This window comes from Chryseobacterium sp. MEBOG07, assembly GCF_021869745.1.
Taxonomy (GTDB): domain Bacteria; phylum Bacteroidota; class Bacteroidia; order Flavobacteriales; family Weeksellaceae; genus Chryseobacterium; species Chryseobacterium viscerum.
Window position 1 is genome coordinate 1,650,019 of the sequence record NZ_CP084579.1, and the last position, 23,164, is coordinate 1,673,182.

Here is a 23,164-nt window from a genome sequence, read left to right on the forward strand (position 1 = left end):
AGAAAATAGGGTGTTTTTTTCTCCATTTTTCCCCAAATTAAGAATTGGTTTATTTTATTTTTTACGCATATATTGATTATTTAGGTTTATTTTTTAACCATTTGTTTTTAATAAACGAAAATTGATTTTAATTTTTAAATTTATTAAAATTCCGTTAATATTAAAATTGACTTATTTTTTGTTAATTTTTTAAATATAATTAAAATAATTCTCTATCATTTTTTAAGTATGGATGTGAATTTGTCCGTTCTAGAAGCCTGTTTTCAGAGTTTAATGAATTGATGTTACAGATATTTATTGACATATTTGTCACTTGAATATATTAAAATCTGTTAATATGAATGTGAAGTTACATGTATTAAGTGCAGGAGCTTTGTTTTTTTTAGGACAAGCTGCTTTTGCGCAAAAATCTAAGAATGATTCTGTTCTGAAGGAGAATAAGATCGATGAGGTAATCGTTACTGGATACCAGAAGAAAAAAGCAGATGAAATTACCCAGGCTCAGGCTGTTGTAGGTGGTGATGAAATCAGAAGAAACTCTCCTACAACATCTATTGGTAACTCTTTACAGGGTAGAGCTTCAGGGGTATTTGTACAAAGTACTACTGGGCAGCCAGGTGCTGCTGCTACCATTCAGGTAAGAGGGATTGCTGGTGTTGGTGGTTCTTCAGAACCTACCTATGTAGTAAATGGAATGTATATGACTGCAAGACAGTTTAGTGCAATCAATCCTGCAGATGTAGAATCAATTTCAATTCTTAAAGATGCGGCTGCTACAGCACAATATGGTGCGAGAGGAGCAAACGGGGTAGTGGTAGTAACTACTAAAGCCGGAAAAGCCGGAAAAACCCATTACTCATTTGAGACTAAATTCGGTTTCAGTGAGAGGTTAAAGGACAATAACTATACCATGATGAATTCTAGGGAGTTAATGAGCTTCCAGAATCAGTTGGGATACCTTGGATTTAAGCCAAGATCTCAGCAGGAAATGGACAGACTTGCTGCCTATGATCACAATTGGCAAAAAGACCTGTTGAAGCCTTCAAGCATTCAGTCTTACTTATTTAGTGCTCAGGGTGGATCCAGAGAAAGTACTTTCTATTACTCATTAGGATATGACTCTGACAATGGGATTATCAGAGATATCGACGGACTTAAGAGATACACAGGTAACTTCGGATTTACGAATAAGCTGAGTGAAAAACTGAACGTTGGAATCAATCTTGGATTTCAGTACCAGGTTACACAGAATTTTAGAGACAGAAACAATACACAGAACCCATTTGGAGCAATGTATAAATATGCTCCATATGAGCCGATTTATAATGCTGACGGAAGTTATAATCAGACGATGAGAGCTGGTTCTAATGTTGTTGAGCAGATCAATACTTATAGATTAGATGATCAGAGGCTGAGAATTCCGGTAACGTTATTTGCTGAATATAAGATTATTGATGGACTGAAATTTAAAACTAATTTCAATGGTCTTTATGATTGGTACATGGGAACTCAGTGGTTGAAAAAAGGTTCAAACCTTGATATCACAGTTAACAAAGTTCCAACAGGTTCATTGAATAAAAATTCATTCTATACATTCAACTATACTTGGAATAACTCCATTAATTATAAAAAATCGTTCGGAAGCCACAACTTCGATTTCTTAGGATTTATCGAATATAACGATAATTTCAACGAAACAGTGAATGGGGGAGCTTATGGATTGAAATCTTCTCAATTAAGCGTTCCTTCTATCACAACTCCTTCTGACAGAAATACATTTACAGGAATTAAAACAAGAAACACCTTGTTCAGTTTAGCAGGTCTATTAAACTATGACTATGCAGGTAAATATTTGGTAACAGGATCATTGAGAAGAGACGCTTCATCAAGATTTGGTGCCAATAACCAAAGTGGTATTTTCTGGTCTGTAAGTGGTGCATGGAACATTGCAAAAGAAGACTTCATGAGCGGAGGCTTTATTAATGATCTAAAGCTTAGAGGATCTTACGGTACAACAGGTAATGACGGAACATTGCCAGATTACTACAACGTAACCAATGTAAGTTATGGTTTATATGGTTCTAATGGAGCTTTATATCCAGGAACATCTAGTAGTTTTATTATCGGTAACGAAAATCTTAAATGGGAATCTAATGCAATTACCAACTTGGGGGTAGATTTCACAATGTGGAATAGAAGAATCCGTGGGTCCGTAGAAGTATATCAGAATAAAAGAAAAGATTTCGTACAACTTGTACCTTTAGATAAACAAGAAGGAGGGTATTACCAGTATATCAATGCTGGAGATATGTCTCAGAAAGGTCTTGAGGTTGAACTTAGTGTAGACGTAATCAAGCAAAAAGACTTCCAATGGAATTTACATGCTAACATTTCTTTCCAGAAGTCAGTTCTTGACAGACTATCAAGTGGCCAGACTGAAAGAAATTTAGGAGATACTTATCTTAAAGTAGGGGAAACTCCATATGTATTCTATAATGTTAGATTTGCTGGAGTAGATCCAAGTAACGGAAAAGCATTATATTATGATAAAGCTGGAAATATTACTGATGTTTACAGTGCATCAAATGCTGTTCCTTTAACAGATAAATCTCCTTTCCCAAAGAGCTTTGGTGGATTCGGTACTACAGTTCAGTACAAAGGGCTTGATTTCAGTGCTGATTTCGCATTCAAGTTAGGTGGATATACTTATAACAACATGTATGCTGCTGCTGTTGACCCAACTTTGGCTGTGGCAGGTAGAAATATGGCTCAGTCTGCTGCGCAGGTTTGGCAAAATCCAGGAGATACAGGAGTATTCCAAAAAGTTGACTCAAATGGAATGCGTGATTCTGATCAGTGGATTGAAAAATCAGATTATTTAAGATTAAGATCACTTACATTAGGATATACATTTGATAAAGCGTTCCTTGGAGAAGGATCACCTATCAATAAACTTAGAGCATATGTACAGGGGCAGAATTTATTTACAGTGACTAAATTCCACGGAGAGCCTGAAGTTTCTGTAGGATCTGCTGACTCAACAGCATTATTTGTTCCTGGATCATACAATCTCTATACTTACCCAGCAGTAAGAACAATCTTGGTAGGACTGCAATTAGAATTTTAATATTGAATAGTTTTATGAAAAAGAATATAATAAAAATAAGTTTAGCTGCGTTAACTGCCTTTGTTTCATTAACGTCTTGCGACAGAAATTTAGATCAAACATCTTCAATTAATGAAGAACAAAATCAGGCTATGACCAGACCTGAATCATTCAGACAGGCGATGGATGGTGCTTATACAGTACTTAAAGGAGTTGGATATTATAATGGTGATACAGGTAACCAACTTATCATGGGTGACCTTACCACGGATAACCTAGTCCGTACAGCTTCAGGAAGAAATACCAATTCTGCTGCATCTAACTTTGAGTTTTCTTCGGATAACTCCCAAACAACAGGATTGTACAGCGCTGCTTATCTTGTAATCAGCAGAGCTAACTTTGTTTTGTCTTATATCAATAACGGAGTATTATCAGGGGCACAGAAAACAAATATTGAAGCTGAAGCAAGAGCACTAAGAGCAGCAGCACATTTTGATATTGTAAGAGCTTATTCTAAGATTCCAACTCAATCTGTAGAAGCTAAGAGCAGTGTCGGGATTTATTATTCAGAAAGCTATAACCCTTCAAATGCGACATCATCGAGAAATTTGACTGTTGAGCAGGTATATAATAAAATTATTGCAGACCTATTATTTGCGGTAGATAATATTACACAGAATGATGCTGACAAAGGAAGATTAAGCAAAGCTGCTATATATGGATTATTATCAAGAGTAAATCTTTATAAAGGTGACTATGCTAATACAATCAAATATGGTGAATTGGCATTAGGGCTTTCTCCAAGTATTACAACATTGGATAACTTTACCAGAATCTGGAAAGAAAATGAAGGTTTATCCAGAATTACTGACGGAGTTTTATTCCAGATATCGAATTCACCAGCTGAATTAAATACAGTAGGAGTTGCATATAATCAGTCAGTACCAAGCATTAGATCTGAGTTTGTTGTAGATTATGATTTATATACAACTTATACATCAGATGATATTAGAAAAGGAGCTTATTTTACAACAAGCACATATAGTGGACAGAAATACAACCACGTTACAAAGTATTCTGGTAATGGAGGACCTGCTAATATTGTCCCAATTAAATATCTTAGATCTGCTGAAGTATTGTTAAACATTGCTGAAGCATATTACAGATCAGGTAATGGTGCTCAGGCTCTTGTTTTACTAAATAAATTAAGAGCGGAAAGACACTCTTCATTTACTCCTGGAACAGAAGCAGGGCAGGCTCTTTTAGATGCTATCTTAAAAGAAAGAAGACTGGAACTTGCATTTGAAAATGACAGATGGTATACATTGAAGAGATTAGGCCTTGCTGTTCAGAGATCTGGTAAAGGAGATCTTTTTGATGGTACAGGTGCGCCTTCTGTAGCGCAAAGCCTTCCAATAGGAAGTGATAAGTGGCAGTGGCCAATTCCTATCACTGCTATTCAGGCAAACCCGAATATTGAGCAAAACAAAGGTTACTAATAATATGTAATCATGTTTAAATAAGACTGCCCCCAAAAGTTTAATACTTTTGGGGGCATTTTTTATATTACCTTGTTGACAGGATTTCGATTTAGATAAATATTTTCTGGTTGGTATACAATAAAATTACCTCACAAGCATCCTGTCCTGATAACTTTTCGGAGTGACACCCTCCAGTTGCTTAAATACCCTTGTGAAGTAGTTCGTATCTGAAAATCCGGTCTGAAAAGCAGTTTCCTTGATGCTGGTCTGGCTGGCAAGCAACTCTTTTGCACGGCTGATTCTTTCCTGCAAAATGAAATCGTTGGGGGAAGTTCCCAGTTCATCTTTAAACATTTTAAAGAAATTCGACTTACTTACATACGCCAGCTTGGCAATACTGTCAATAGACAATTTCTGATGTAGATTCCTTTTAATATAATCCACCACAAAACCTATCCTGGATTTATTCTTAACAATATTCTTTTCCACCATGCTCCTCGCCTGAGTCTGCATCAATCTTATGAGGAGCTCCTTGAGTGCAAAATCTGCCATGATATCCTTTTGTGAATTATCATCCATGGCAATCCTCATAATATTGTTGGTAGCAGAGGCAAGCGCCTTATTATTAAATAGGAAATATTCATCCAATTGAATATTCCATTGCGAAGTTTCGTCCACTTTAGGAAGATGGTAATTGAGGTAGTTGAGAGAATCCTCAATAAAATCCGGATTAAGGCTTAATGAAATACACTGTGTAGGAGTTTCATCTGCCTCAGGAAAATCAATAACCATGGTTTCTCCCGGAGCTACCAGAATACTTTCTCCCGGATAATAATCAAAATAACTCGTCTTCTTATCCAGTTTCATGTGTTTCTTACCCCTCAGCATGGCTGTAAATGCAATATTTTCAAAATGAAGTTTTACATCAAAAGCAGCCTTATGGGTCTCATAAATACTGAACTCACAATTGTTTAGATTGAATTTCGTCTGGTTTTCAACAAGACTCAATAGTTGGTTTTCCTTACGTAATTCAGGAGTATTTAATAAAATCTTACTATTGTTATTCATTTCTAAATTTTTTTGAAAAGGGAGTAACTCAAATATAGAAAATTTGAGAGTACGTTGCTGTTAATAAAATACTAAAATTGAAACCCTTGTACTATTTTACACTTTTTTTATAGGATTGTGCTATACTCTTTTGGGCTTTTCAGTGTAATTTGGTGGTATCGAAAAATAAAAACAAGACTAATATGAGCACTATTACAGAACCAAGATCAACGACACTTTTACAGCGTCCAGAGTTCAAAAGCAGATATGATAACTATATTGATGGAAAGTTTACGCCACCTGTTAAAGGACAATATTTTGATGTAGTCTCTCCGGTGGATGGCAAAAACTTTACCCAGGTTGCCCATTCTTCCAAAGAAGATTTGGAACTGGCCGTAAATGCTGGAGAAAAAGCATTTCGTACCTGGAAAAACACCTCGTCTACAGAAAGAAGTATTATCCTGAACAAAATTGCAGACAGGATAGAACAGAACTTAGAATATCTGGCTATAGTAGAAACAATAGATAATGGTAAAGCGGTAAGAGAAACGCTTGCAGCAGACTTACCACTGGCAATTGATCATTTCAGATATTTCGCTTCCGTAATCCGTGCTGATGAAGGATCGCATAACGAGCTGGATAAAGATACCGTATCTCTGATTGTTCACGAACCTCTTGGAGTGATCGCGCAGATCATCCCTTGGAATTTCCCGATACTAATGGCTGTTTGGAAACTAGCTCCGGCATTGGCAGCAGGAAACTGCGTGGTGTTGAAACCGGCAGAAAGCACCCCTGTTTCCATCATGGTTTTGATGGAACTTATTGGAGACCTTTTACCTGCGGGCGTTATCAATATTGTTAACGGATTTGGAGCTGAGCTTGGAAGAGCCTTAGTGACCAATCCCAAAGTAGCCAAAGCAGCCTTTACAGGTTCTACAGCTACAGGGCGTCTGGTGATGCAGTATGCAACAGAAAATATCATTCCTGTAACCCTGGAATTGGGAGGAAAGTCACCTAACGTTTTCTTCAGTTCTGTGATGGATGCTGATGATGAATTTTTAGATAAAGCAATAGAAGGAGCCGTTCTTTTTGCCCTTAACCAGGGAGAGATCTGTACATGCCCTTCAAGACTGCTGGTTCAGGAAGATATCGCAGATGCCTTTATTGAAAGGGTGATCGAAAGGGTAAAAGCCATCAAAGTAGGAAACCCACTGGATAAAACTGTCATGATGGGAGCACAGGCTTCACAGATTCAAAAGATAAAATCCTTTCCTATATCCAATTAGGAGTAGAAGAAGGAGCAGAAGTATTAGTAGGAGGAGCTGTAAACCATTTGGGTGAAGACCTGGAAGACGGGTACTATATTCAGCCTACTATTTTCAAAGGAAACAACAGAATGAGAATTTTCCAGGAAGAAATTTTCGGTCCTGTGCTGGCATTTACAACCTTTAAAGATGAAGAAGAAGCCGTGAAAATTGCCAATGATACCATTTACGGACTTGGAGCTGGAGTGTGGACAAGAGATGCCCACCAGCTGTATAACGTTCCACGCCAGATTGAAGCAGGAAGAGTATGGGTGAACCAATATCACTCTTATCCGGCTGGAGCCCCTTTCGGAGGCTACAAACAATCAGGAATAGGAAGAGAAAATCATAAAATGATGCTCGATCATTACCGTCAAACCAAAAACATGCTGATTTCTTATAACAAGAATAAGTTAGGTTTCTTTTAATATTATTTAGGACGTGCCCGATTGCCTTGGCTTTTTCCAGGGCAAAACGGTCGGGCTATGCAGGGCTGCACTTCGTTTCGGTGCTCCATTTCATTCCGCACCGGCTCGTTCCTCGCCGCCCTTACTATCCCTCACGCAGGGAACATATACCTTTTGATATAAATATTCTATATAATTATTCACTTTATAAAGGCAATCCAAACCATTTACAGTTTACCTGTTTAGATCCTGTGATAAAATCTAATAACCCTCAATAACTCAATCTAAAAAATAAAATATGATTCCAAAAACTATGAAAGCGGCAGTAATCCAAGGCTACGGCCAGCCTCTGAAAATAGAAGAAGTACCCGTAAGAGCCCCCGGAAGATATGAAGTCCTTGTCAAAGTGATGGCATGTGGAGTTTGCCACACAGATTTACATGCTATAGATGGCGACTGGCCTGCAAAACCAAAGATGCCCCTCATCCCTGGACATGAAGGAGTTGGGATTGTGGTAGCCTGCGGACCGGAAGCTTTTGTAAAAGAAGGAGATGCAGTAGGAGTTCCATGGTTGTACAGTGCCTGCGGATGCTGTGATTACTGTATCACAGGATGGGAAACCCTTTGTGAAGCACAGAAAAATGGAGGCTATAGTGTAGATGGCGGATTTGCAGAATATGTGATTGCAGACTCAAGATATGTAGGACATTTGAAATCAAATGTGAACTTCCTTGAAATTGCTCCTATATTATGTGCCGGAGTAACTGTTTATAAAGGATTGAAAGAAACGGAAACAAAACCTGGAGAATGGGTTGCCATCTCAGGAATTGGTGGACTGGGACACGTAGCAGTTCAATATGCAAAAGCAATGGGAATGCATGTGGCAGCTATTGATGTGGCAGATGATAAGCTTGAATTGGCGAAAAAATTGGGCGCAGACCTTGTAGTCAATGCAAAAGATACAGATCCCGGAGAATATCTGCATAAAGAAGTTGGCGGAATGCACGGTGCATTAATTACAGCAGTTTCACCCATCGCATTCAAACAAGGAATAGATGTTTTGAGAAGAAAAGGAACCATTGCACTCAATGGACTCCCTCCCGGATCCTTTGAGCTTCCGATTTTTGAAACTGTATTAAAACGAATCACCGTAAGAGGTTCTATTGTAGGAACCCGAAAAGATTTGCAGGAAGCATTGGATTTTGCTAACGAAGGTTTGGTAAAAGCTACTGTAACCTCTGCAAAGCTTGAAGATATTAATGACGTCTTTGATAAAATGAAAAAAGGACAAATCGACGGCAGAATCGTTTTGGATATTGCCGGATCAAATTAATTGATGATGTGTTGCTGATCCCGGTTAGAATGTATTGTACCGGGATCTTTTTATAACGATAAGGTTTGTATTAAGCCAAAACAAAAACAATGGAAGCAAAAATAGCAAGGCTCTCTGCAACAGAACAAGCCCTTGAAGTAATTCGGAAGCTTGAAGATCAATACGGACCTCTGATGTTTTATCAGGCAGGAGGGTGCTGTGAAGGTACGCAGCCACAGTGTTTTGAAAAAGGAGGATTTTTCCCCAGAATGAATGATGCAATGATCGGAACAATCAATGGATATGAGTTCTGGATAGACCGCGATCTTTTTGAATACTGGAAATACTCACACTTCACATTGGATGTTACAGATGGTTTTGGTCCCGGAGGCTTCTCTTTGGAAACCCCTTTAGGCAAAACCTTTAAAGTTCACTACAGGCTTTTCACTCCCGATGAATATGAAAACCTGGAACCGGTGAAACGCAGCGAATAGAATTTTCATATTAAAGAGCAAAAATTTAAGGCTTTTGAGCAATATAAATAAGTTCTCTTTCAAATTCATATTTTCCTCGTGAAATAGCCCTTTTTATGATAAAATATTGAGAAACAGCTATTATTGAAGCCACTACCAGGACCATAAGGTTTTGTTGCTCTCCTCCTATATTGACAAAAATTGCCACTAAGCAAAAAAATAGGATGGCAATACAATTGATAATCTGAAATCCGGATGGGCGGACTTCTACCGAGACAGATGATGTGCCGTTTTCATCTGAAATATGCCCATGAAATACAGGGTTATTCATATTGATATCAAATATTCTTGTCCTTCTTTTGATTGTAAAACATTCTTCATCAATCATTCCCCTATATTCAAACCGTGTAGGAATTACAGAATCTTTTTCCAGCGATATAAAAGTGGTATTGGTTTCATAAGTGATTTTCCATAGCCTTTGAATCAGGTCAGCTCTGCTGATATTGACTTCCACTTTGCAACTGTCATATAACCCGATATTTTTAAAAAATGAACTCATTTCGTAACAAAAAATGTGTAAAATTATATCAGACCTTCACAAATCGGTTGACAAACATGGCTGCGACGATATCTCCTACGGCATTCAAAACTGTAGCCAAGGGATCTACTAAAGTCCCGATGATCATGACTGCCGGAATAGCTTCCTGAGGTAATTTATAGACCGAGATCATCAGCATTTCCCCAATATATCCACCATTAGGAATTCCGCCAGCCACAATGCTTACGAAAACAGTAATCCCCAAAGCTAATAGCAGGTTGGCAGGATCAAAGAAATCCTTTCCAATAATTAAAAATGCTACATAGATCTTAATGATAGAAGACATAGAAGATCCATTTTTATGAAGCGTAGTCCCAATAGGAATCACCAGGTTAGCAATAGAATTCGGAATTCCGATTTTAGAGGCTGCCTGTAAATTGGCCGGCATAGTAGCAAAACTGCTGCAGGTACTGATTGCTGTTAAACTAGGATAGATGGCGTTGGTCCAGAAACTTTTCACTCCTTTCCTTCCATTTGCCATAAAAGCATAAATGGAAAAGAAGACCAAAAAGTAAATAATTCCTGCGATATAATACAGTCCCAAAGGTTTAGCATAAAATCCAAAAAGCTGTGGCCCTAACGTGGCTACCTGATACGCAAAATAGGCCCCCAGACCAATTGGAGCAAGTTTCATAACCAGCAAAAGAAGTTCTTTCATGACTTCATAACCCGAAGCAATAAAAGCTCTGAAAGGCTGTCCCTGTTCTCCTGTTTTTCTGGCAGCAAATCCTGTCATAAATGCAAATACTAAAAGTGCCAGCATATTTCGTCTCGAAAAAAGCTCTGTGAATTCTCCTACCGTAAAGAAGCTTACAATTCTGTTGCCCCAAGTATCATCATTAGCTGCTTCTGTAATCATATCAGAGCTTCCTGAAACTCCAGAAACCGGGAACAGATATACAGCACAGATCGTAAAAACAGCTGCGGTAAGAATAAAGAATAAAAAGTAAGAGCCATCACAAAGATGATCTTCCCAAATTTAGACTGCTGCTCTAAAGAGGCAATAGAGTTGGATACTGCAAAAAATACCAAAGGGACTACACTTACAAAAAGAAGATTAAGAAAAATATCTCCCAGAGGCTTAATGTACTCCACAAAACCTGGAGCAACAATTCCTATGATGCTTCCGATTGTTATTCCCAAAAGTAAAAATATGATCCCGGAGTAGTTTTTTAATACCTCTTTCATGTAGCGCTTTTTATCAAAGATAAGTTTATTTTTAACACTCTGTTATACAATTTTCAGACCTAAATTTCATAAATTTGAGTAAACCTCATTTCTATGGCTTATATAGATTACTATAAAACTTTAGGCGTAGATAAAAGCGCAACACAGGATGATATCAAAAAGGCCTACCGGAAATTGGCCAGGAAACTTCATCCCGATCTTAATCCTGATGACAAGGAAGCAGAAAAGAAATTCAAAGAACTGAACGAAGCCAATGAAGTGCTCAGCAATTCTGAAAACCGGGCTAAGTATGATAAGTATGGTGAGCATTGGAAACATGGCGAAGAATATGAAAAGGCTCAACAGCAGCAGCAAAGACAATATCAACAGCAAAGCAACAGCAGAGGAAGCTCCGGGGCAGACTTTGGTGAAGGAGAAGATTTTTCAGATTTCTTCCAAAGCATGTTTGGTGGGGCAGAAGGCGGCTTTGGCAGGAACTCAAGAGGAAGAGCTTCCGGAAAATTCAAAGGAAAGGATATACAGGCTGAGCTTAATCTGAACTTAAGAGATGCCGCAACAACCCATCCGCAGACTTTTGATATCAATGGGAAGAAAGTCAGAATTACGATTCCGGCAGGGGTATATGACGGACAGCAGATCAAATTAAAAGGACACGGCAATCCGGGAGTAAACGGTGGGCCAAGCGGAGATTTATATATTACTTTTAATATTCCTGTAGATCCAGATTTTGAAAGAATTGGAGATGACTTGAAAACTAAAGTAGTGATTGATCTGTTTACTGCTGTTTTAGGCGGAGAAGAGAATGTAAATACACTGGACGGAAGCGTTAATCTTAAAGTAAAACCGGAAACCCAAAGCGGAGCCACCGTAAGACTTAAAGGGAAAGGTTTTCCTGTTTATAAAAAAGAAGGACAACATGGAGATCTTTTTGTAACGTATGAAGTGAAACTGCCAACCAATCTTACTGAAAAGCAGAAAGAACTTTTTGAACAACTAAAAAATTCCTAAGCCATGAGTGAAAGAATATCACGGGAAGAACTCGTAAGAATCTATAACATAGAAATCACTTTTTTTGATGAGCTTGTAGACTATGGGCTATTGAATATACAGATTGAAGAGAATGTTCATTATCTGATGTATGAAGATCTGCCTGATCTGGAAAAATTTGCCAACTGGCATTATGATCTTGAAGTCAATCTTCCCGGTCTTGAAGTTATTCATAATATGCTGAAAAAGCTTGATGCGCTGAACCGTAGAAACAGAGAACTGATGAACAAACTTTCTGCAATAAGTGATCAATATGAAGATATTTAGTTTAGTTTTGTAGCTTTTTAAAGCAAACTCTATAATTATGAATGAAGAAAAGGTGATTACACTAAAATCGGACAGAAAGATTTTTGAAGATATTTATTTTAGCGGTAATCAGGGCAGTCTGCTTTTTTCACCTACAACAAAAAGTAAAACAATTACCACCATTGTAGCTGCAGTTATCGTTTTCATTGTATTTCTTTTAAAAGATAGCTTGAGCAAAGAAAGTGTAGGTGTTTTATATTTTATGAGTTTTATATTTTTACTTTGTGCTGTTTTTCTATCCGTAAGCGTTAATAAAGTGTCAAGATGGAAGAAGCAGGTGAATCATTATTTAAATAGGCTGGAAAAGTGTAAAGTATATGACATCAGATTTGATCAGAATTTTTTCACTGTAAATATTGACGGAGAAAAAGAAACCAGTGAATGGAAAGATTTTGAATATTTTGATAGTAATAATGAATTTATTTCTCTTGAAGGAAAATACAATTATATGTTTCCAAGAAAAGCAATGACCGAGAGAGAGTACAGCTTTCTCAAAAATGTATTGAAAGAAAATATCAATAAATAAAAAAACGGAGTAAATAATTTTACTCCGTTTTTTTTATCTGGAAATTAGCATTTTTGTCTTTTAACAAGTATGCCAATTTATTGTCTCTGCTTTATTAGCCTTCTTTGTTTTCTTCCAGCCAGCCCATTTCCTTCATCCACTCGTCATTGTAGATTTTTCCTACATATCTTGAACCATGGTCGTGAAGTAGAACAACGATTACATCGTCTTTTGTGAACTGATCTTTCATTTGAATCAATGATGCGATTGCACTTCCGGCAGAATATCCACAGAAAATACCTTCTTCTTTAGCCAGTTTTCTTGCATAGATGGCACCGTCTTTATCAGTTACTTTTTCAAAATGATCAATCACAGACATATCATAATTCTCAGGAATGATATCTTCTCCAATACCTTCCGTAATATAAGTATAAGCGTGGTCGTAATGTAATTCTCCAGTTTCGTGGAATTCTTTCAAAATAGAGCCGTAGGTATCCACTCCAATTACTTTGATATCAGCATTTTTTTCTTTGAAGAACGTTCCGCATCCTGTAATAGTACCTCCTGTTCCGGCTCCTGCAACAAAGTGAGTCAGTTTTCCTTCAGTCTGTTCCCAGATCTCAGGCGCTGTAGATTCATAATGAGCAGCTCTGTTGGATAAGTTATCATATTGGTTGACATACCATCCGTTTTCTGTTTCTTTAGCCAGTCTTTTAGAAACTGAATAGTAAGAACGAGGGTCAGTAGGTTTTACATCTGTAGGACAAACGATTACTTCAGCACCTACAGCTCGAAGGATGTCGCATTTTTCTTTTGATTGCTTAGAATTGGTTACAAAAATACATTTGTAGCCTTTGATGATCGCAGCCAATGCCAGTCCCATTCCTGTATTTCCGGAAGTCCCTTCGATAATGGTGCCTCCAGGTTTTAGTCTGCCGTCTTTTTCGGCATCTTCTATCATTCTAAGAGCCATTCTGTCCTTTACTGAATTTCCAGGATTGAAAGTCTCTACTTTTGCCAATACTAATGCCGGGAAATCTTCACCTAATACTTTGTTAAGCTTTACCAGCGGTGTGTTACCTATCGTTTCAAGGATATTTTTTGCGTATTTCATAAATGGTTTATATGCGGCGCAAAGATAAGGCTTTTAAAATTATCTGCGCTGTGGATAACGTGTGGATAAGTTGTGAATAAAACTGAAATGAATTGAAAAACAACTCATAACCTACCAATTATTAATGATCAACTTAGTTGTACTTAATAGCTTTCACAGGAGAAATTTTACTGATCAGGTAGCTAGGAATAATTAAAGCCAAGCCTGAAATAATAAGAATCCCCACTGAGATAGAAATAATGGCGACAGGATTAAGGTCTACCGGAACTGTACTTACGTAATAGTTTTCCGGGTTAAGCTTTATCACACCAAAGAATTTCTGGATTAAAATAAGTCCTAATCCAATAGCATTTCCGTATAAAAGTCCCGGAATCATAATGATCAGGGTATAATTGATAAAGGTTGCTCTTATCTGTGAATTACTTGCTCCTAAAGTTTTAAGAAGACCAATAGAATTGGTTCTTTCAATAATAAGAATCAGAAGAACCATAATAATGTTGATAACTACTACAATCAGCATAATAATGATAATCAAAGCGATATTGGTATCAAAAATACTGATCCAGTCGGTAATTTGCGGAAACTTTTCAGTGGCTTTTTCAGCGTAGTTTTTATAGCCAATCAGTTTTTCAATTTCAGGAAAATCTTTGTCAATGTCATTTACATTCTTGAAGAAAACATCTATTCCGCCAATCTCATCAGGTTTCATATCCTGAATTTTTCTTGCATGATTGATCCCGCCAATAACAAACTGCTCGTCAATTAGTTTAATATCAGTTCTATAGATACCGATGATTCTGAATTTACGGTAAAGTGGTTTTTGATCAGCCTTTAAAAATACAGTAACAATGCTGTCATTTACTTTAAGATGAAGGTCATTCGCTATTTTTTGCGAAATAGCAACATCATTGTTGAAGCCTTTCTCAGTCACTTTCGGAGTCGTACCGGCAATCAGGAATTTTTTAAATCTTAAACTGTCAAAATCCTTTCCGATTCCCTTAAATATAATTCCTGCAAAATTGTGCTTATTACGCATAATTCCGGTAACCATTACATATTTCTGGGTACTTTCCACATCAGGAAGCTCTTTGATTTTTGCAATATTGAGCCCTTGATTATCAAGCACTGAGGTGTTGTAGGATGAATTAGATCGGGTAGATCTTACTGTAATATGTCCGCTGAAATCTGCCAGCCTCTCTTTGATAGCTTTCTTGGAACCAAAACCAGTGGCAACGGTAATTAAAGAAACAATAATCCCCAATGCTACGGAAAGCCTGCCAATGAAGATGATAACCCTTGAAAGGTTATTTTTGTTATCTTTGGAAAATGCTATTTTTCTAGAGAAATATAAAGGAAATTTCAAGCTTATGAATTTAGATTTCAAAATTAAAAATTTACTTCTGATTTGCCTAATTTTTTTAGGAGTATTCAATCAATATTATTCCCAGACTCAAGTTCAATCTGATTTTAAAACCGGAGCAGACCAACCTGAAATTTATTTACCACTATTAAAAGGTAAGACCATAGGGATTGTTACCAATCAGACAGGTTTGATGAGTGACAGGACGTATTTGGTAGATTTTCTGGTAAAAAACGGAATTAAGATCAAATCTATTTTTGCTCCTGAACATGGCTTCAGAGGTGATGCTGATGCAGGTGCAAAAGTGAAAAACGGAGTAGATGTGAAAACCGGAATTCCAATTGTTTCTCTTTATGGTAATAATAAAAAGCCAAAACCGGAACAGCTTGCCGGGATTGATATTGTTGTTTTTGATATTCAGGATGTGGGAGTGAGGTTCTATACCTATATTTCCACTTTGTCTTATCTGATGGAAGCGGGTGCTGAAAATAACGTTGAGATAATGGTATTAGATCGTCCCAATCCGCATGACGGATACACTGATGGGCCGGTATTGAGAAAAAAATGGGCCAGTTTTGTAGGACTGCATGAGGTTCCTGTAGTATATGGGCTTACGATAGGAGAGTATGGAAAGATGGTCAATGGTGAAAAGTGGCTGAAAAATGGAGCTCAAGCTAAGTATACGCTTGTTCCAATGAAGAATTATCATAAGAAGCAGCGTTATCCGATACTTGATAAGCCTTCTCCTAACTTACCGAATGACAAAGCGATCAATTTGTATCCAAGTCTGTGCTTTTTTGAAGGAACTCAGGTTTCAGTAGGAAGAGGAACAGATCTCCCTTTTCAGATTTATGGTTCCCCATGGACGGAAAACCAGCCTTATCAGTTTACTCCAAAGCCAAGCTATGGAGCTAAAGATCCTTTCCTTAACGGGAAATTATGTTATGGTGAAAATCTCTCCAATTATGATAAAGATTTAAGAGAGCTCAATCTTGAATGGGTGATCAAAGCCTATCAGAATTATAAAAACCCTCAGCAGGATTTCTTCCTGAAAAATCTTTGGTTTGATACCTTATCCGGAACTGATGAATTTAGAAAGCAGATCATCGCTGGAAAATCAATTCCGGAAATTAAAAATTCATGGAAAAAAGAGTTGGAAAATTTTGAAAAGATCAGAACCAAATATGTGGTGTATGAAAATTAATTAATCAAAATTTTGAGGCGGATTTTTATCATTTTTACCCTTATTTAATATAAAAAGCCCCACTGTCAATCCAACAACTCCTGCAAAAGCAGTCAATAAAGCTCTTTGCAATTTATCAGGAAGATCATTCCCTATATAATTCATTAAAAAAAGGATCACAAAAGTGATCACTAAAATGATAATATGATTTTTTCCGAATAGCTTCATTGTCTTATTTTAATTTATAGGAAATCATTATACCTCCTCTGTAAGGAATAATTTCACCACTTTTATTAAATTTCTCAGCAGAGTCATAGCGTCTTCCCGTAGTCTTATCATACCCTTTATAAAATCCTTGTGATGTTCCTGCAGTTGCATAAATGTCAAGATTCCATCGTTCAGCTAACTGGAATTGGTACCCTACTGTAACTCCTAGCATGACAGAGTATCCTTTCTGATAAAGATTAGAATTTATCAGAATCTCTCCATCATCTTTCTGGCTGATATTATCATTCCAATAATTCCATTTTGATGCATTGTAAGCTGCAAAAGCAACGTTGGCCCCTACATACCAATGTTTGAAAGCCTCATTGAAATAGTATCTTCCTTCTGCAGATACAGAATAAAACTGTAGTTTGTGTCCTGAGAAAGATTTCCAGGGTGAAATGAAAACATCTCCCTGAAGTGTATACCTTGGAGCGATTTGTTTTTCTACTCCCACATTTAAAATTCCTAACGGAGCAAATACTGCATTCCCTTTTATGTATAAACTTTTATCCTGTCCTCCTTGTTCCTGTTCCTGAGCATTCAATGTACTTGCTGACAGGAAAGCTAAAATGCCTGCTGCTGCTAATTTATATTTCATCCGGTATATAATGTTTATTTTATTTGCTTTAATAATTCATCTGCTAGTTGAGAATCTTTGTTACCCTGAGCAGCCATATTTTTAGACATTTCAGCATAGTTTTTTGCTGTTTCCTTATTTCCGGTAAGGTAATAAAGCTTAGCAAGAATATAAGTGTTTTCAGAAGTTTCTCCTCTCATCACAGATTTTTCTGCCCATTCACTTGCTTTCTTTAATGAAGCTGGTGTTTTCACATGATCTGCAAATATCCAGGCAGCTCTCAAAAGCTCATTAGGGTCAAAAGCATCAGAGTTTTTATAGTAGTCTAAAGCTGCTTTTTCATATTCAGAGAAGTTAGTATTTTGCTCATAATAACTAAGCTTAGTCTGATTCAGCTTTTTTACAGCGGCTTCTTTTCCTACCAATGGTTCAGCCGTTTTCAGGAAATAATCATCATTGATTTTTTTGTTTTTATCATCAATAGATTGTTCTACTATTTTTCCTAGTTTTAACTGTGCATCAAATTCTTTGTAAGTTTCTTCAGGAAGAAATTTAATGATCTCTGCTTTTCTGGAAGCAAAAATATTATAATTAGTATCTTCAGATGATTTTACAAAATAGAGAAGAAAGCCAATTTCGTCTTTTGTAAGTTCTTCTGTTTTCTTTTTGTTCTGGAAATATCTTTCAGAAGCTTTTTTGGCAAAGTCATAATCTGTATTGGCGTTCAGCTTCATGATGTTGATCAGAAATTCAGGATCCTTTTCACCGCTGGCAAAACGATCTTTCAGAGAACCTTTTTTGTTTCCGGGTGAATTGATATCCTGTGCCATGGCAACAAACATACTCTCTTCCATATAACCCGTATTCCTGGAAACAAGCTCACCTTCGCCATTTAGGAAAAGATAAGTAGGATAAGATCGTACTCCAAATTGAGAAGCGATGTCTCTACCTTCTCCTTTTTCCATATCAAATCTTGCATTAATGAAGTTGGTATTGTAATAATCACTCACCGATTTCTGTGTGAAAACATTTTTCTCCATCATTTTGCAGGGACCACACCAGGAAGCATATGCATCGATAAAAACCAATTTTTTTTCCTTTTTGGCTTTGGCAATAATATCTTTATAAGGGAGTTCCTGAAACTGGATCGTTTCCTGAGCTGAGATAGCGATGGTACAAAAAATAGATATCCCGGAGATGATCTTCTTCATTTTCAAATAAGATTTGTAGGCGAAGATAATTAATTTTCAAAATATAGAACGCTGAATCTGTTGTTAGAATGATGATATTAACGAACTTTAAGACTTAGTCAGGTGATTACTGTGATTTTTCAGCTAAGGAATGAAGGTCCTGATCATGGCTTTATATTCTTAAAAAAAGATATGAAACTTCTATTGTATTCCTTTCCTGAAAAAGAAGAAAATATGCCAATAATAGAAAAAATAGCTGCTGTTTCTATTAAAAAGACTCTCAATTACTGCGTGATATTGCTTGTTTTAAAAAAAGACAACATCTAAATTTAATTCACTTTATGGTCCTGAAATCTTTGTTATATCTTTGCAAACGAATAATTTATATGTAGAGGAACCCACAATTCAGAGAATTTGATTATTAATTTTAAACACGCCTTATCCCAAAAATCCATTTACATCACCGCTTTGTCTGCCTGCTTGATTGCAGTGGCAGCATTTGCCGTTTTAAGTCTTTTAATTACAGAAGACAGCCGAAAAAACACCGATGATTTTGCGAAGAAAACATTCTTCCGAAAATATGAGTCGATAGAACATGAGTTCAGAAATATTGAGGACTATCAATATCTGCTTCGTGCATTGATTCAGAAAGACGGTCTGAAAAACTATAAAGACTATTCTTTAGTTTTAAATGATTTAAACAAAAAAGAAACCTGCTGCCTTACAGCTGGTATTATTACGAGAATACTATTTCAGGAAAGTCGGAGAGCAATAATCCTTTGTCCGATATTTTCAAGAATAAGGACAATAAAGAAAAATCCATTGTTATTAAAAATAATGGTCCGGGGCATTTCAAAGATCTTTTGATTACTAAAAAAGACAGTATGTACTGGATAAGCTATGATTCTTTGATGCTGCCTGATAAAAACAAACTGTATTATGGGTCTACCGTAAGCCTGGATGATCTCCATCAATATTTTATCAATGTAGATAAGAGTTCCAATACCTACGCCTATGTCTTTACTAAAGAGGGAGTCTGCATTACCCATCCTGAAAAAAAGTATATTGGAAAGAATATTTTTGATTTTACAGATATTAAACCTAATGATACTCTGACCAGCAAAATTAAGGTAGGATATACTAAAGGAGAAGCTGTTTCAGAGTATTTGGGAGTGGAAGTAACCCGTTTTATAAAACCCTTGAAGACCGATAATTTTGACGGATATACAGTTGTGAATCATGTTAATTTTATTATTGATGAAAATATCAGCAAGATAAAAACCTACACCGTTTATATTTTTCTGGCAGCGTTATTCCTTATTGTCACAGTCTTCATTTTATTCCAAAGAGCAACTAATTTGGCATATGAGGAAAAAGAAAAAATACAGTCTGAAAAGAATTTATTGTTGGTAGAGAACGAAAAGATGCACAAAGCCGAGGTGATCAATCAGCTTCAGCAGCTTAAAAATAATATCAATCCTCATTTTCTTTTCAACTCTCTGAATTCCCTTTATATGCTGATTGGGATCAATAAAGAGAATGCACAGAAATTTACCATGAATCTATCCAAGATCTACAGGTATCTTATTGTGCCTCCAAAAGAGAATATTGTTCCGGTTTCGCAGGAAATTAAATTTATACAGCAGTATATGGAACTTCTGAAAAGCAGGTTTGATGAAGAGATAAGGTTTGAAATGATTATTAATGATCCTGAAAGTCTGGAAAAGAGAATTCCGTACCTATCACTGCAGATTGTTACTGAGAACGCTATCAAGCATAATATTGCCACGATAGACCAGCCTCTGGAAATTACTATTATTGTTGATACAGATGAGATCACAGTAAAGAACACCTGGCAGCTAAAAACTGAACCGGTGCAGGGAGAGAAATTCGGAATTGATTATTTGAATCAGGTTTATGAGTATTTTAAGAATAATCTTCTTCATATTTCTGTAGATGGTGAATATTTCATATGTTTTTTACCGTTAATGAAGTGAAAATAAAAATCCATTCACTCCCGAATAATCACCGTTCACTCCCTAACATTATTTATATAATTCACTATACCTATAGCTTTGCTAGCTGAAACTAAGATATTTACTATTTGGAATGAATCGGACTATTTTAATGAAGAATTACAGACTGGCACTGTATTTAGGTCTTGCTGTGGCCTCACCAATGGCAATAGCACAGAAAAAAGATACTGTGAAGGTCAACAAAGACAAAACTGATAAAACAGAAACTTCCTCATCAAAGAAAACAAAAAAAATTGAAGACCTGATCAAAAAAGGGACCTATAAAAAGGGACTTTTTAATACGATACAGATAAAAACGGATATTTATTTTGAAATTCCTGACAGCTTGATGGGACGTCAGTTTTTGGTGGTGAACAAACTTTCTCAGGTGCCAATGCAGGTCAATGAGGCAGGATTGAACAAAGGAATGAATTATGAAAATAAGGTCATCTCTTTTCACCGTGACCCTGTAGCTAAAAAGGTATGGGTAAAAACGGTGGTTCCTAAAGTATCATCCCCAAAAAATGATGCCATTACAAGATCTGTGAAAGACAACTTTTCAGAATCTGTCATTGAGGTCTTTGATATTGAAGCACAAAACAGTGATTCTACAGCAGTAGCCATTAAAGTCAACAAAGTTTTTGATGGAAACCAAAAGAGCTTTAATGATGTTTTGGCGAATGTAGGATTAGGAGGATCTGTGAAGTCAAGCCTTTCTTACATAGAAGGAGTGAAGACTTTCCCCAAGAACATTGTGGTGAAGTCTCAATTATCTACTTCTGTAAATGAAGGTGGAGTAGATCTGCCGGTAACACTTGGTGTTACGACAAATCTTGTATTGCTTTCTAAAATACCGATGAAACCAAGAGTAGCCGATTCAAGAGTAGGATTTTTCTCCGAAAAACACTGGTCGTTTAATGACAATCAGCAGAAAATGGACGAAAAGTTTTTCATTACCAAATGGAATCTTGAACCCAAAGATGAAGACAAAGAAAAATATCTGAGAGGAGAATTAGTAGAGCCTAAGAAACCTATTATTTATTATATAGACCCGGCAACCCCAAAACAATGGCGTGAAAAAATCATTGCCGGAGTACATGACTGGCAGGCGGCGTTTGAGCAAGCAGGATTCAAAAATGCAGTGATTGCGAAAATGCCGGATGAAAAAGATGAAGATTTTGATATTGATGATGTAAGATATTCTGTGATTACTTACGCCGCATCGCCAAAGTCAAATGCAATGGGACCCTCTGTAGTAGACCCGAGAAGTGGTGAAATTATCGAAGCAGATATCATCTGGTGGCATAATGTAATGACTTCTCTTCATGACTGGATGAGAATTCAGACGGGGGCTATCGATCCAAAAGCAAGAGGAAATAAATTCAGTGATGAACATATGGGTGAGGCGATCCGTTTTGTTTCATCTCATGAGGTAGGTCACACTTTTGGATTGAAGCACAATATGGGAGCTTCCTTTGCATTTCCTGTAGAATCGCTTCGTTCAAAAGAATTTACAGATAAAATGGGTGGTACGGCACCTTCCATTATGGATTATGCACGTTACAATTATGTGGCACAGCCGGAAGATGGTGTGACAGCAATCACTCCGAAAATTGGGGTTTATGATAAATATGCAATAGATTGGGGGTACCGTTGGTATCCGGATGAGTTTGTTGAGAAAAAAGCGCTGAAAAACTTAATTGAAAAACACGAGAATGACCCGATGTATTTCTATGGCGAGCAGCAGAGCTACCTGGAAACCATAGATCCTCGTTCGCAGTCTGAAGATTTAGGAGATGATGCGATGAAAGCCAGCGAGTACGGAATAAAAAACCTGAAAGTTGTTATCAATAATCTTTTAAAGTGGACGTATGAAGATGGTAAAGAATATACGGATGCCGGAAAACTGTATCTGGGAGTTATCGGACAGTGGGATTTGTATACAGGTCATGTGATGGCTAATGTTGGAGGGATCTATCTGAACAATACTGTTTTTGGCAACAAGAAGAAAGCTTACGAAGCAGTTCCTGCAGAAATACAGAGAAGAGCTGTTGATTATCTTATTAAAAATGCCATCAATCTTCCGGAATGGTTATTCTTCAACCCGATTACAGAAAAAACGTACCCGGTTAAAGATTCACCAATGGGACCATTCGAGCAGACACCGTATACCCTTGCAAGAGGAACGCAGTATGCGAATATCTACTCTCTGTTGATGGATGACCGATTGTTGAGATTGCTTGAAAATGAATTGAAACATCAGGTTTCTGGTTCTAAAGAAGAAATCTACACGGTTGAAAACCTATTTGATCAGCTAAGAACAGCTATTTTCAATAAAAAAGGAAGCTTGACGATGCTTGAGAAGATGACTCAGAAAAATTATGTGGATGCTCTGATCGTTTCGGTAAACAAACTATTTGAAAAAACAGCTGTGAAAGGATTGAGAGTAGATGATACACTGAATATCCCAACCATCTGCAACTTCCATGAAGATGACCATGGTCTTAGGAATATCAATTATTCATCCATGAAAAGAGTATCTGAAGTCACTACTTACAAAAGAGCAGAACTTCAGAAGGTTCTGGACTTACTGAACAGAACAAGATATAGAGGTGATGATGCTTCCAGAGCGCATTACACAGATTTAATCATTCGTATTCAAGAGGCTTTAAACAAATAAACAG

At 36.8% G+C, this 23,164-nt stretch carries 18 protein-coding genes and 2 pseudogenes; 12 read left to right on the forward strand and 8 right to left on the reverse strand.

Annotated features, from left to right (window positions below):
* Positions 1–337: 337 nt before the first annotated feature.
* On the forward strand, positions 338–3,127 hold the full coding sequence (locus tag LF886_RS07585; protein WP_236853579.1) for a SusC/RagA family TonB-linked outer membrane protein: 2,790 nt from the start codon (positions 338–340) through the stop codon (positions 3,125–3,127).
* 14 nt (positions 3,128–3,141) lie between these two features.
* On the forward strand, positions 3,142–4,605 hold the full coding sequence (locus tag LF886_RS07590; RefSeq protein WP_236853580.1) for a RagB/SusD family nutrient uptake outer membrane protein: 1,464 nt from the start codon (positions 3,142–3,144) through the stop codon (positions 4,603–4,605).
* 126 nt (positions 4,606–4,731) lie between these two features.
* Here the strand turns inward: LF886_RS07590 and LF886_RS07595 are convergent, their stop codons facing one another.
* A complete protein-coding gene (locus LF886_RS07595) occupies positions 4,732–5,655 on the reverse strand; it encodes a helix-turn-helix domain-containing protein (protein ID WP_236853581.1) in 924 nt (307 codons plus the stop codon).
* Between the two features lie 182 nt (positions 5,656–5,837).
* Between LF886_RS07595 and LF886_RS07600 the strand changes: the two are divergent.
* The 3 genes and pseudogenes from LF886_RS07600 to LF886_RS07610 all read left to right on the forward strand — a co-directional run bounded on the left by LF886_RS07600 (position 5,838) and on the right by LF886_RS07610 (position 9,151).
* Positions 5,838–7,366, forward strand: a pseudogene (locus tag LF886_RS07600) (aldehyde dehydrogenase family protein).
* Between the two features lie 277 nt (positions 7,367–7,643).
* Positions 7,644–8,678 (forward strand): alcohol dehydrogenase AdhP, encoded by a 1,035-nt coding sequence (gene adhP / locus LF886_RS07605; protein ID WP_236853582.1) that lies wholly within the window; start codon positions 7,644–7,646, stop codon positions 8,676–8,678.
* Positions 8,679–8,767: 89 nt separating this feature from the next.
* The gene (locus tag LF886_RS07610; protein ID WP_124534076.1) at positions 8,768–9,151 is read left to right on the forward strand and encodes a DUF779 domain-containing protein; all 384 of its coding nucleotides are present in this window, start codon (positions 8,768–8,770) and stop codon (positions 9,149–9,151) included.
* A gap of 25 nt (positions 9,152–9,176) precedes the next feature.
* On the opposite strand, the gene LF886_RS07615 is transcribed toward LF886_RS07610, so the two are convergent.
* Both LF886_RS07615 and LF886_RS07620 read right to left on the reverse strand, forming a co-directional pair.
* Positions 9,177–9,689, reverse strand: coding sequence for a hypothetical protein (locus LF886_RS07615; protein ID WP_236853583.1), 513 nt, complete (start codon positions 9,687–9,689; stop codon positions 9,177–9,179).
* A gap of 28 nt (positions 9,690–9,717) precedes the next feature.
* Positions 9,718–10,916: pseudogene (locus tag LF886_RS07620) on the reverse strand (dicarboxylate/amino acid:cation symporter).
* Between the two features lie 93 nt (positions 10,917–11,009).
* Between LF886_RS07620 and LF886_RS07625 the strand changes: the two are divergent.
* Genes LF886_RS07625 through LF886_RS07635 form a run of 3 tightly spaced genes read left to right on the forward strand, consistent with a single transcriptional unit; the run spans position 11,010 to position 12,795 of the window.
* The gene (locus tag LF886_RS07625; protein ID WP_236853584.1) at positions 11,010–11,924 is read left to right on the forward strand and encodes a DnaJ C-terminal domain-containing protein; all 915 of its coding nucleotides are present in this window, start codon (positions 11,010–11,012) and stop codon (positions 11,922–11,924) included.
* 3 nt (positions 11,925–11,927) lie between these two features.
* Positions 11,928–12,230: a chaperone modulator CbpM gene (locus LF886_RS07630; RefSeq protein ID WP_103233294.1), complete on the forward strand. Its 303-nt coding sequence runs from the start codon at positions 11,928–11,930 to the stop codon at positions 12,228–12,230.
* A gap of 37 nt (positions 12,231–12,267) precedes the next feature.
* Positions 12,268–12,795: a hypothetical protein gene (locus tag LF886_RS07635; protein ID WP_236853585.1), complete on the forward strand. Its 528-nt coding sequence runs from the start codon at positions 12,268–12,270 to the stop codon at positions 12,793–12,795.
* Positions 12,796–12,889: 94 nt separating this feature from the next.
* On the opposite strand, the gene LF886_RS07640 is transcribed toward LF886_RS07635, so the two are convergent.
* A complete protein-coding gene (locus LF886_RS07640) occupies positions 12,890–13,888 on the reverse strand; it encodes a PLP-dependent cysteine synthase family protein (protein WP_103233292.1) in 999 nt (332 codons plus the stop codon).
* Between the two features lie 133 nt (positions 13,889–14,021).
* Complete coding sequence (locus LF886_RS07645; protein WP_236853586.1) at positions 14,022–15,251, reverse strand: ABC transporter permease; 1,230 nt, start codon at positions 15,249–15,251, stop codon at positions 14,022–14,024.
* Between the two features lie 4 nt (positions 15,252–15,255).
* On the opposite strand from LF886_RS07645, the gene LF886_RS07650 reads away from it, so the two are divergent.
* Positions 15,256–16,452, forward strand: coding sequence for an exo-beta-N-acetylmuramidase NamZ domain-containing protein (locus LF886_RS07650; protein WP_236853587.1), 1,197 nt, complete (start codon positions 15,256–15,258; stop codon positions 16,450–16,452).
* On the opposite strand, the gene LF886_RS07655 is transcribed toward LF886_RS07650, so the two are convergent.
* Genes LF886_RS07655 through LF886_RS07665 form a run of 3 tightly spaced genes read right to left on the reverse strand, consistent with a single transcriptional unit; the run spans position 16,453 to position 18,486 of the window.
* Positions 16,453–16,659, reverse strand: coding sequence for a hypothetical protein (locus LF886_RS07655; protein ID WP_109737933.1), 207 nt, complete (start codon positions 16,657–16,659; stop codon positions 16,453–16,455).
* Positions 16,660–16,663: 4 nt separating this feature from the next.
* Positions 16,664–17,296, reverse strand: a complete 633-nt coding sequence (locus LF886_RS07660; protein ID WP_236853588.1) for a DUF3575 domain-containing protein — start codon at positions 17,294–17,296, stop codon at positions 16,664–16,666.
* Between the two features lie 14 nt (positions 17,297–17,310).
* A complete protein-coding gene (locus tag LF886_RS07665) occupies positions 17,311–18,486 on the reverse strand; it encodes a thioredoxin family protein (RefSeq protein ID WP_236853589.1) in 1,176 nt (391 codons plus the stop codon).
* A 393-nt stretch (positions 18,487–18,879) separates the two neighbouring features.
* On the opposite strand from LF886_RS07665, the gene LF886_RS07670 reads away from it, so the two are divergent.
* The 3 genes from LF886_RS07670 to LF886_RS07680 all read left to right on the forward strand — a co-directional run bounded on the left by LF886_RS07670 (position 18,880) and on the right by LF886_RS07680 (position 23,160).
* On the forward strand, positions 18,880–19,332 hold the full coding sequence (locus LF886_RS07670; RefSeq protein ID WP_236853590.1) for a hypothetical protein: 453 nt from the start codon (positions 18,880–18,882) through the stop codon (positions 19,330–19,332).
* A gap of 17 nt (positions 19,333–19,349) precedes the next feature.
* Positions 19,350–20,462: a histidine kinase gene (locus LF886_RS07675; protein WP_236853591.1), complete on the forward strand. Its 1,113-nt coding sequence runs from the start codon at positions 19,350–19,352 to the stop codon at positions 20,460–20,462.
* A gap of 112 nt (positions 20,463–20,574) precedes the next feature.
* The gene (locus LF886_RS07680; protein WP_410685529.1) at positions 20,575–23,160 is read left to right on the forward strand and encodes a zinc-dependent metalloprotease; all 2,586 of its coding nucleotides are present in this window, start codon (positions 20,575–20,577) and stop codon (positions 23,158–23,160) included.
* Positions 23,161–23,164: the final 4 nt, after the last annotated feature.